The sequence below is a fragment of the Synechococcus sp. WC101 genome (assembly GCF_047461555.1).
Taxonomy (GTDB): domain Bacteria; phylum Cyanobacteriota; class Cyanobacteriia; order Thermostichales; family Thermostichaceae; genus Thermostichus.
The window spans coordinates 1-2,148 of record NZ_JANSHG010000259.1 but is presented as its reverse complement, the minus strand read 5'-3'; the positions used below and the strand labels follow the sequence as shown (position 1 = coordinate 2,148).

The following is a 2,148-nucleotide window of genomic DNA, read 5'->3' as shown; positions in this document are numbered from 1 at the left end:
TGCGCCGCTCCATTTTGTTGACGGCGGCAAATCCGCCCTGGTGCTTGCTGATTAGGCCCACCAGGGGAGTTAGCAGCAGCGGCTCGCTGGAATAAACCATCACGTTCAGGGTGGGGTAGTTCTCGAAAATATGGCGCAAGAACTCTAGGCCCGGCTCGGCAGACTGTTCGCCGCTGGTTTGGCCGTAGAGCAAGTCGGCTACTACCAAGTCCGGCTGTTCCCGCTGCAGGCGCAGGATGGCGTCCATCGGGTTGGAGACTGTGATGCACTGAGCATCGGCTGCAAGCCGTTGCAGCCATTCGCAATTGTTTTGGGCGACCTCGGGATGATCCTCGACAATCAAGAACTTGAGCGGGGCAGTTCGGCTCTCGACCTCAAACATCGATCCACTCCTCCAAATCCAGCGTCGGCTGCGGGGGGACGGCCAAAACCCCTTTGCAGTTTAGGGATCCCACCGACAAACTACCCTAGTGTAGCCCCAAGTTGGGCCTGAGAAGGCGCAGCAGGGTAGGCTAGAGGGTGATGTTAACCGGATCCCGACTGTGGTACCCCTGCAAGATCGCAACCCAACCACCCGCACTGCCTACGTTACCTATGCTTTGGTGCTTATCAACATCCTGGTTTTTGTGTATGAGCTTACCCTATCACCGCAAGAGCTGGCGGCTTTCTTCCGAGAGTGGGCAGTGGTGCCAGCGGAACTGACGGCCAGCTTTCGGGGGGAGGCCACCTCTTCGCTGCGCCCCGAATGGGTAACGCTATTTACCTCGCAATTTTTGCACGGGGGCTTTTTGCATCTTGGCGGCAACATGCTCTTTTTGTGGGTTTTCGGCAACAATGTTGAGGATCGCTTGGGGCATGTGCGCTACCTCATTTTTTACCTGACTTGTGGAGCCTTGGCCGCCCTAACCCAGTGGTTTTTCGATATGGAATCCACCATTCCTTCGCTGGGGGCAAGTGGGGCCATTGCCGGGGTGTTGGGAGCTTATATCTTGCGTTTCCCGCGAGCTGAGATCCTGACTTTGGTACCCCTGGGCATTTTTATCACAACCGTCTACGTTCCCGCCTGGGTGTTTTTGGGTTTTTGGTTTGTACAGCAGGCGTTTTACGGCATCGCCAGCCTGCAGACGCCCACCAACATCGGCATGCAGGGGGGAGGGATCGCCTACTGGGCCCACGCGGGCGGCTTTGTGTTTGGGGCCATCTTGGGGCCGCTGATGGGGTTATTTTCTGGCAAAAGCCCTTATGACCGCCAAGCCGCTTGGCGACAGCCCGACAGGGACCTGTTCTGATTGAACCTCAATCCTTTTTGTGTCAGAGACCAACTTGAGAGGAGGAAATCATGGTTCGTCTGTCTGCCAAGCCCCTAACCCTGGAAGAGTTTCTGCAGCAGCCAGAAGCTCAACCCGCCAGTGAATTCATCGAGGGAGAGATCATCCAGAAGCCCATGCCACAGGGAAAGCACAGCCTACTCCAGGGGGAGCTAACTTCTTTTATCAACGCAAACCTCAAGCCCAAACGCCTCGGGTGGGCATTTCCAGAGTTGCGCTGCACTTTTGCCGGCTATGCGATTGTGCCCGATATTTCTGTGATCGCCTGGGATCGGATCCCTGTGGATGAAGATGGCACCATTCAAAATCTCATTCCCTTTTGCCCAGATTGGATGATCGAGATTCTCTCTCCCGATCAAAATCAAATGAAGCTGGTCAAGAAAATTTTGATCGGCTTGGCCCACGGCTGCCAGATGGGGTGGATCGTAGCTCCCGAAGAAAGGCTCGTTTTCGCCTACCCTGCCGGACAGCAGCCAACCGTGCATGAGGATCCGCAAGAGCTGATCCCCGTTCCCGCGTTTGCCCAAGGGATCCAACTGACGGTCGAAACGTTGTTTGGTTGGATGCGGGTTCGAGCTGACGAGAGCGGCAAGCACAGCGGAGATACACAGGCGGGGCACTCGCCTAACCCCAGCCCTTCCGGTGCCCAGTGAGAAAAAAGCCGAGACCGGCTGGACCAGTGGCACGCCTTGCTGACAAGCTGCCCCAGCCTCCCTCGCCTCCATTTCAGTCGGCGCTGTAGAGAGCAGGAGCTTGGGCAACCGTCGCTCCAATAGAGGAGAGTTCTTGGCGCAGCAGCGCCACCAGGGCATTGGTGGAC

The 2,148-nt window shown here is 56.8% G+C and carries 3 protein-coding genes; 2 read left to right on the top strand and 1 reads right to left on the bottom strand.

The features are described from left to right. Positions 1–382 (bottom strand): response regulator (locus NW809_RS12185; protein ID WP_414402258.1); only part of this gene is annotated, 382 nt, incomplete at its 3' end. A 160-nt stretch (positions 383–542) separates the two neighbouring features. Here NW809_RS12185 and NW809_RS12180 point away from each other — a divergent pair. Continuing rightward, complete coding sequence (locus tag NW809_RS12180; protein ID WP_011430733.1) at positions 543–1,289, top strand: rhomboid family intramembrane serine protease; 747 nt, start codon at positions 543–545, stop codon at positions 1,287–1,289. A 50-nt stretch (positions 1,290–1,339) separates the two neighbouring features. Then, a complete protein-coding gene (locus tag NW809_RS12175) occupies positions 1,340–1,981 on the top strand; it encodes a Uma2 family endonuclease (RefSeq protein WP_099813059.1) in 642 nt (213 codons plus the stop codon). The last annotated feature ends 167 nt before the right edge of the window (positions 1,982–2,148 follow it).

Excerpts from the sequence above, each read along its gene's own strand:
- NW809_RS12175 (WP_099813059.1), top strand. The coding sequence starts at position 1,340 with ATGGTTCGTCTGTCTGCCAAGCCCCTAACCCTGGAAGAGTTTCTGCAG.